An 8,939-nucleotide genomic window follows, 5' to 3' on the forward strand; every position below is an offset into this window, starting at 1 on the left:
CAACACGGTCGAAGCGGGCGAAACGATCAACTACACGGTGACGGTGACGAATACCGGCAACGTGACGATCACCGGTGTGACCGTGACCGACGTGTTCAACAACGGCAGCGGGTCGACACTGACCTGTGCGCCGGCCAATCTGGGCCCGACCCAGATCGCGACCTGTAACGCTTACTCGCATGTGGTCACCCAGCCCGAAGTCGACGCCGGCGGCACCTTGGTCAACACCGCGACCGCGACCGGCGCGCCGCCGGGCGGCGGCACGGTGACGGGCACCGATACCGAGACCGTGACCCTGACCGCGCGCAACCCGGCCATGACGCTGGTCAAGTCCCAACCCACCAACGCCGATAACGACGGCAGCGGCTCGGTGACAATCGGCGACGTGCTGACCTACACCATCACCGCGACCAACACCGGCAACGTGACGCTCAACAACGTCGTCATCAACGACAGCAAGACCACGCCTTCGAGCTGGAATTGCCCGCCGATGGCGCCGACCGGCGGCAGCGCGGTGTGCACGGTCACCGGTACTTACACGGTGCAAGTCGCCGATGCCTCTGCCGGCAGCATCGTCAACAACGCCAGCGCGACCTCTACCGAAATCCCGACGCCGACACCCGCGCCGCAGGTCACCACACCGGTCGCGCGTCGACCGATCGTGGCCCAGCCGGATGCCGGCACCGTCGCCAACGGCGCCGCGGGCGGGCAGGTGGTGCCGAACGTGCTGATCAACGACACGCTCAACGGCCAGCCGGCGACGCTGTCGACGGTCGCCATCAGTCAGGTGTCCACCACCAACCCGAACGTGACCATCGATCCGGCCACCGGTGCGGTGACAGTCGCCCCGGGCACGCCGCAAGGCAGCTACGTGGTGGTCTACCAGATCTGCGAAATCGCCGATCCGACCAATTGCACGCAGGCCAACGTGACCGTGACGGTGGACGCCGCGGTCGTCGACGCCGTCGACGACGTCGTCGCCACCCCGGTGAACGGCGGCACCGGCGGCACCAACGTGGTCAACGTGCTCGGCAACGACACGCTCGGCGGCAGCAACGTCAATCCCGCCGACGTCACCGTGACTCCGAACACCAACGGCCCGCTGACGGTCAAGGCCGACGGCAACGTGGATGTCGCACCGGGCACTCCGGCCGGCAACTACCAGATCACTTATCAGCTGTGCGAGGTGTTGAACCCGAGCAACTGCGACACCGCCACGGTGACCATCACCGTGACCGCGCCCGCCATCACCGCCACCGACGATCCCGCCGGCGGCACGGGCGCGACGCCGCAGAACACGCCGGTGAGCACCAACGTGATCGGCAACGACACGCTCAACGGCGCGCCGATCGATCCGAGCCAGGTCCTGATCACGGTCAGCACCGCTGCGGCCAACGGCTCCGTCGTGGTCAACAGCGACGGCACCATCACCTACACGCCGCGTCCGAACTTCAGCGGCACCGACAGCTACGTCTACACGATCTGCGAGAAGCTCAATCCGACCAACTGCGCGACCGCGACGGTTACCGTCACGGTGCAGCCGAACACGGTCACCGCGACGCCCGACACAGCTCAGACCGATCAGGGCCAGCCGGTGACGATCAATGTGATCGGCAACGACACCGTGAGCGGCGCGCCGCTGGATCCGAACTCGCTGACCATCGTCGGCCAGCCGTCCAACGGCACCGTGACCTGCACGGCCGGTTCGTGCACCTACACGCCGAACCCGCTGTTCGCCGGTACCGATACCTTCACCTACCGCGTCTGCGACGTGTCCACGCCGACGCCGGTGTGCTCGACCGCGACGGTGACCATCACCGTAGTGGCCAACGCGCCGGTGCTGCGCCTGGTCAAGACCGCGGCGGTGCGCGAGGTCAAGATCGGCGATCTGGTCCGCTACACCGTGCAGATCGAGAACGTCGGTGATTCGCCCGCGGTCGACGCGAGCCTGGTCGACATTCCGCCGGCCGGCTTCACCTTCGTCGAGAACTCGCTGACGGTGGACGACGACAACAAGAACGGCGTGGTGACCAGCGCCAACCCGCTGCGCATCACCGGGATCGACATCGCCGTCGGCGGCAAGGGCTCGGTGAGCTACTTCCTGCGCGTCGGCGCCGGCGTGGGCAAGGGCGCGCACAAGAACCAGGTCGCCGGTTACGACAGCCGCGGCAACAAGATCAGTAACGATGCGACGGCCGAAGTTCTGATGGCCGGCGACCCGCTGCTGGAAGACAGTCTGATTGTGGGCAGCGTGTACGACGATCGCGACGGCGACGGCTGGCAGGATTCGGCCAAGGCCACCGGCGTGCGCGTGCAGGGCGGCTTCGCGCCTGGCGCTTACGTCGCCGGTTCGACCACGGTCGACCGCGGCGAAGGTCCGGTCGCCGAGCCCGACGCCAGCGCTCCGCTGTTGCACGGCATCGCGCTGGGCCGCATCGACGGCCGCAGTTCCGACGCGGCTTCGGCGGCGCAGCGTCAGGTGGTCGTGCGTCAGAGCCTGACCGCGCTGGAGTTCAGCAACGACTTCGTGCTGACCACCGACGAAGGCACCACGGTGCGCATGGACGTGGAAGGCAAGACCACGGTCGAACGCGGCCGCGGCGACGCCGCCAAGGGTCTGACCGCGCAGGATCTGCAGGTCAGCCGTCAGGTCAGCCAGAACGCGGCGGGCTATGAGGTCGCCTACACGATCCGCAACAACGGGGTCGAGGAACGCGGCGTTCCGGGCGTGCGCGTGGCATCGGTGGAAGGCTTGATCATGGAAACCGACTCGTACGGTCGTTACCACCTCGAGGGCATCCACGGCGGCGACGCCGCGCGCGGACGCAACTTCATCCTCAAGGTCGATCCGGCCACGTTGCCTCCGGGCTCGGTGTTCACCAGCGAGAATCCGCGCGTGCGCCGCATCACCCAGGGCGTTCCGACCCGCTTCGACTTCGGCGTCAAGCTGCCGCCGGGCGAAATCAGCGGCGGCAAGTCCGACACCGACGTCGAGTTGGGCCAGGTGATGTTCGAAGCCGGCAGCGCCAAGGTGAAGCCGGATTACGCGCCGATGTTCGAGGACGTGGTCGAGCGTCTGCGCGATGCCGGCGGCGGCAGCGTCACCGTCACCGCGCAGGCCGAGGAGGAGGCATTGGCCTTCGCCCGCGCCCGGGCGGTGCAGGCCGAACTGCTCAAGCGGCTCGAGTCCGATCCGGAATTGGCGCGCAAGGTGCAGGTGGACGTGGTGGCCGGCGTCGACGCGAGCCAGGCGCTGGTCAGCCAGGCCGTCGAAGGGCGTGATCCGTCGATCCGGCTGGGCGAGCTGCTGTTCGACACCGACCAGGCCACGATCAGACCGCAGTACAAGGCGCTGATCAGCGAGATCGCCAAGGCGCTCAATCAGCAAGGCAGCGGAGCGGTCGGCGTCATCGGCCGCGCCGACAAACGCGGCGCAGCCGCCTACAACGTGCAGCTGGGTCTGCGTCGCGCCAAGGCCGTGTTCGAAGCGATCTCGGCCGAGCTAACGCCCGAGGTGAGGCAGAAAGTGCGTGTGGATATCACTGACGACACCCAGGCGCCGGTCGGCGTGGGCAACCGCTGAGGACATGACCATGAAGATGAAGATGAAGCTTCTGGACATGACCCTGATCGGTTTGCTGTCCGCCGGCGTCGCCACACCCGCGCTCGCGCAGAAGGCCGGAGGCAACGATCCGCTGCGCAACCCGGCGCCGCTGACGCCGATCGAGCAACTGGGCCGGCGTACCACGCCGGTGCCGGTGGACCTGACCTCACTCGACAAACCGCAGACCGAAGCGACCGAGCAGACGCCGCGCGCCAAGTGCGAAGGCAGCGAATGCCGCAGCGACGAGGGTCTGCTGTTCCGCGTGCGTACCCGCGGCGAAACCAAGCCGGTCGTCGAAGGCGACGATCCGGCCGCGCTGCAGGCCAATCGCCGCGTCGACGTGGTTCGCGAGAACCTGACGCCCGGCGCGGCCAAGATCGCCGGCAAGTTCCAGATCGACCTGCCCAACGGCGGCGTGATCTGGGCCACCGAAGATCCCACCCTCGGCCCGCCGGTGCTCAACGTGCAGTCCGGTTCCACCGCACCGTTCGAGAACGGCCGCATCACCAAGCCGGTGCGTTTCCACGGTTACACCAACTACGCGTCCTTCATCGAGAAGCTGCAGATCACCGTCTACCGCGGCAGCGACACCGATCTGGTGACGCCGCTGGCGACGATCGACCTGCCGGTGGCGAACGTGTCCGAGCAGGAATGGGACGGCACCTTGCCGACCAACATCAACCTGCTCGCCGGCGACGAGCTGATCTACATCGCGCGCGCCTACGGCAAGGACGGCGCGTTCGACGAGATCACTCCGCAGCGCATCCAGTTGCTTAAACCTGAGGAGTACGACCGCGGCGTGCAGATCCAGCGCGATGAAGTCCAGCGCACGCTCGGCCAGCCGATCGACGAGCGCAACGCGCAGGACCTGGCGATCACCACCGCGATCTACGGCAGCAACGCGATCCGGATCCAGAACATCCCGGTGTACGGCTCGCGCGTGCGCATCTACGGCCGCGACATTCCGCGCGACACCCAGCTGACGATCAACGACCAGACCTTCCCGATCGATCTGGAGCGCAAGTTCGCCGCCGAGTTCCTCGAACCGGTCGGTCCGCACACCTACGCGGTCAAGATCAAGAACCGCGGCGGCAGCGAGGTCCAGAAGAACCTCGACGTCAACGTGACCGGCAAATACAGCTTCCTGGTCGCGCTGGCCGACGTGACCCTGTCGGAGAACAACGTCAGCGGCAACATCGAGCCGCTGGCGGCCGGAGACCAGGGCCGGTACGACGACAGCTTCATCAGCGAAGGCCGGTTGGCGTTCTATTTGAAGGGCAAGGTTCAGGGCAAGTACCTGATCACCGCCCAGGCCGATACCCGCGAGAACGAGATCAAGCGGCTGTTCAACGGCTTCTTCGATGCCGACGCGCAGGACATCTTCCGCCGCCTCGATCCGAACCTGTACTACCCGATCTACGGCGACGATTCCAACACCTATCGCGACGTCGATACCCAGGGCAAGTTGTACCTGCGCGTGGACTGGGATCAGAACCAGGCGATGTGGGGCAATTTCAATACCGGCATCACCGGTACCGAGTACGGCCAGTACAACCGCTCGCTGTACGGCGCGGCATTGAACTGGCGCAGCCGCGACACCACCGTGCTCGGCGATCCGCGCAGCGAACTCAAGCTGTTCGGTTCCGAAGCGCAGAGCGCGCTGGGCCACACCGAGTTCCTCGGTACCGGCAACAGCATCTACATACTGCGTCACAACGACATCCTGCCGGGTTCGGAAAAGGTCACGGTGGAAATCCGCGACGTCACCACCGGGCGGGTGGAATCGCGCGTGGACCTCAAGCGCGGCGCCGATTACGAAATGAACGACATGCAGGGCCGGATCAACCTGACCCGCGCCTTGTCGCAGATCACCCGCGAGAACGTGCGCACCCTGACCCGCGACAACCCGCTGGACGGCTACACCCAGCGCCTGCTGGTCGATTACGAATACGTTCCCGCCGGTTTCCAGACCGACGACATCAGCGCCGGCTTCCGCGGCAAGCAGTGGCTCGGCGACCACTTCGCGGTCGGCGGCACTTACATCGATGAAAATCGCAGCGGCGACGACTACTCGCTCAAGGGCGTGGACCTGACCCTGCAGGCCGGCCGCGGCACCTACTTGCGGATGGAGAAGACCCGTTCGGAATCCACCGCCGCGCCGATCTGGTATTCGACCAACGGCGGCGTCGACTTCACCCGCATCAACCCGATCGAAGGCCTGCGCAAGGGCGACGCCAACAAGGTCGAGGCGCGCGCCAACCTCAAGGAACTGGGCTGGACCCAGCAGGAATGGAGCATGGGCGCCTGGTGGCGCGACATCGACGCCGGCTTCTCGACTTCGCGCTTCGATCAAGGCGAGGCGGTGCAGGAATACGGCGCCGAGTTCCTGGGTTATTTCACCGAGAACTTCAGCCTGTTCGGCCGCCACACCCGTCGCGAGCGCGGCGCCGAGTCGCTCGAGCAGAGCCAGCTGACCGCCGATTGGCGCATCACCAACGACGACCAGCTCGGCGCCGAACTGCGCCGCATCCGCGAGGAGCGCGGCGCCACCTCGTCCGTTCCTGCGAGCGATATCGACGCGATGCTGTTCGCGCTGAGCTACCGTCATCGCATCGGCTCGACCCTGGAGCTGTATGCGACCGGCCAGTACACGGTCGACGACGACGGCGGCAAATACGACCGCAACGACCTGATCACCCTCGGTGCGCGCTATCTGTTCGGCGACCGCTCCAGCGTCGGCGCGGAAGTCAGCAGCGGCAGCCGCGGCGAAGCCGGCAAGGTCGACGCCGAGTACCGCCTGAGCACCGATCACACCTTGTACGGCGCCTACACCTTCAGCACCGACAGCACCGAGCGCGATCCGCTGTTCGACAACGCCCTGCAGACCGGCTGGACCATCGGTCAGCGCTGGCGCCTGAACAACCAGACCAACCTCTACAACGAAAGCCAGTTCCTCAAGGATCCGCGCGATTCCAGCGAAGGCATCATGCATACCTTCGGCATGGACTTCTATCCGGCTGAAGGCTGGAACCTGGGCTTCGCGATCATGGACGGCGATCTGGAGGCCTCCACCGGTCACGTCGACCGCCGCGCTTACAGCCTGAGTGGCGGCCGCACGGATCCGCGCACCGACTGGTCGAGCAAGATCGAGTACCGCAAGGACAGCGGAGCCGAACAGCGCGAAGTGTGGGTCACCAGCAACCGCCTGTTCCACAAGATCAACGAAGACTGGCGCATCGCCGCGCGCGTGGTCTACCAGGACATCAACGACCGCCTCGACATCGAGCGCGACGCCAAGACCATCGAGGGCAACCTCGGCTTCGCCTATCGTCCACACGACAACTCGCGCTGGGCCGCGTTCGGCAAGTACATCTATTTGTACAACCTGGCCACCATCGGCCAGGACCGCGACGACAAGTACGACCAGCGATCGCAGGTGCTGTCGTTCGAAGGCATCTACCGCCTCGACGACAAGTGGGAAGTGGCCGGCAAGGCCGCCAGCCGCTGGGGCGACTACCGCATGGGCCGCGGCACCGGTCCGTGGTTGGACAGCCGCGCCGATCTGCTGGCCGGGCAGGTGCGTTATCACCTGATCGCCAAGTGGGACGCGATGGCCGAGTACCGCTGGCTGGCGGTCAAGGACGGCGGCGACCGGCGCGGTTGGCTGGTCGGCGTGGACCGTCAGATCGGCGAAAACTTCAAGGTCGGCCTGGGCTACAACTTCACCGACTTCAGCGACGACCTGACCGATCTGGAATACGACAACAAGGGCTGGTTCTTGAACATGGCCGGCTACTACTGATCAACCGATCAGGTGGCCCCCCAAAAGGGCGTCCGCGAGGGCGCCCTTTTCCGTTCCCGGCACAGCGAAACGTGCCCGGCAGCCCCCTGTAGCAGCGGCGCAAGCCGCGACCGCGAACTCCCCGGTCGCGTCGCCCCCCGTCGCCCCCGGGCAACCCGTGGCAAGCGCCAGCCCACCGTTGCGGAGGTCACCCAGCCCGGGACCACCCAGCCCCGCGACCGGACCTGACCCAGCCCGCCGCCCAGGCGATCCGATACCGCTCCCAGTGCAACGCCGGCATTCCCGGACTCCCCCGATCCGGCGGGGCAGCGCGGCCGCCCCGCAACGCTTTCGAAGCCCGCCCCGGCACAAGGCGCACAACCCTGGCCCCGCTCGAAGCTCCGTTCCGCGTTTTCCGGCCCTGTGGACCGGACAATTCCGACCCCCGACCGCGCCACCGGCCGATGGCGAATGGAGGGGCTATAATCGACCCTTAGGCCATCCAAATCGGCAATCAGTAAGGAATCCCATGGCACGCGGCGTCAATAAAGTCATCCTGGTCGGCAACCTCGGCAACGATCCGGAGACCAAATACACCCAGGGCGGCATGGCCGTGACCACCCTCAGCCTGGCCACCACCAGCGTGCGCAAGGACAAGGACGGCAACCAGCAGGAACGCACCGAGTGGCATCGGGTCAAGCTGTTCGGCAAGCTCGGCGAGATCGCTGGCGAGTATCTGAAGAAGGGCCGCCAGGTCTACATCGAAGGCTCGATCCGCTACGACAAGTTCACCGGTCAGGACGGCGTCGAGAAGTATTTCACCGACATCATCGCCGATGAGATGCAGATGCTCGGCGGCGGCGAAGGTGGCGGCGGCGGTGGTCGTGCCGAAGGCGGCGGCCGCAGCGAGTTCCGCGGCGGTGGCGGTGGTGGCGGCGAACGTTCCGCGCGTCCCGCCGGTGGCGGCGGCGGCGGTGGTGGTCGCGATTCCGCGCCGCGTCGCGAGGCCCCGCCGGCCAAGTCGAACGATTTCGGAGACGATTTCGCGGACGACGATATCCCGTTCTGATCGCTACCACGGGTGAAAGCGTAACTTTTGCCTTGAAGGGCCTGCTTGCTGCAGGCCCTTCTGCTTTTCAGCGTTGTTGCGCGTTGTCAGGCGGCGGTGGAGTTCGCGCTGTCCAATGCCGCGAGGCTGGCCGGCCGCATGTCGACCCAATGCTGCTCGACATAGTCCAGGCAGGCCTGGCGCTGGTCCGGGCCGAACACGGTCTTCCAGCCGGCCGGGACTTCGGCGAACTCGGGCCACAGCGAATGCTGGTTTTCGTCGTTCACCAGGACGAGGAAGGTACCGTTGTTGTCTTCGAAAGGATTGGTCATGGCGTTCTCCAGTTACCAGTTAAAAGTAGGTTGCAAAGCAGGTGGCGTGGCCTGAGGTGGCAGCCGTGGGGAAAATCCACATGTCGTATCGACAGGCGGGGATGATACGCAGCGACGGGTTGCATTCTCTGCAGCCGCGGAACGGAGCGATGGTGCGAGCGTCGCTGCGGGATT

4 protein-coding genes are annotated in these 8,939 nt (G+C 66.1%); 3 read left to right on the top strand and 1 reads right to left on the bottom strand.

Going from position 1 to position 8,939, the window contains the following annotated elements:
- From ACTOWJ_RS04990 to ssb, 3 genes are all read left to right on the top strand, one after another.
- A partial coding sequence (locus ACTOWJ_RS04990) for a DUF7507 domain-containing protein (RefSeq protein WP_441333500.1) occupies nt 1-3,583 on the top strand: 3,583 nt, incomplete at its 5' end.
- A 10-nt stretch (nt 3,584-3,593) separates the two neighbouring features.
- Nucleotides 3,594-7,406: a hypothetical protein gene (locus tag ACTOWJ_RS04995; protein ID WP_441333501.1), complete on the top strand. Its 3,813-nt coding sequence runs from the start codon at nt 3,594-3,596 to the stop codon at nt 7,404-7,406.
- A gap of 508 nt (nt 7,407-7,914) precedes the next feature.
- Complete coding sequence (gene ssb / locus ACTOWJ_RS05000; protein ID WP_441333502.1) at nt 7,915-8,454, top strand: single-stranded DNA-binding protein; 540 nt, start codon at nt 7,915-7,917, stop codon at nt 8,452-8,454.
- Nucleotides 8,455-8,540: 86 nt separating this feature from the next.
- On the opposite strand, the gene ACTOWJ_RS05005 is transcribed toward ssb, so the two are convergent.
- The gene (locus tag ACTOWJ_RS05005; protein WP_441333503.1) at nt 8,541-8,765 is read right to left on the bottom strand and encodes an MbtH family protein; all 225 of its coding nucleotides are present in this window, start codon (nt 8,763-8,765) and stop codon (nt 8,541-8,543) included.
- Nucleotides 8,766-8,939: the final 174 nt, after the last annotated feature.

This window comes from Lysobacter sp. CA199, from assembly GCF_052078715.1.
Classification (GTDB): Bacteria; Pseudomonadota; Gammaproteobacteria; order Xanthomonadales; family Xanthomonadaceae; genus Lysobacter.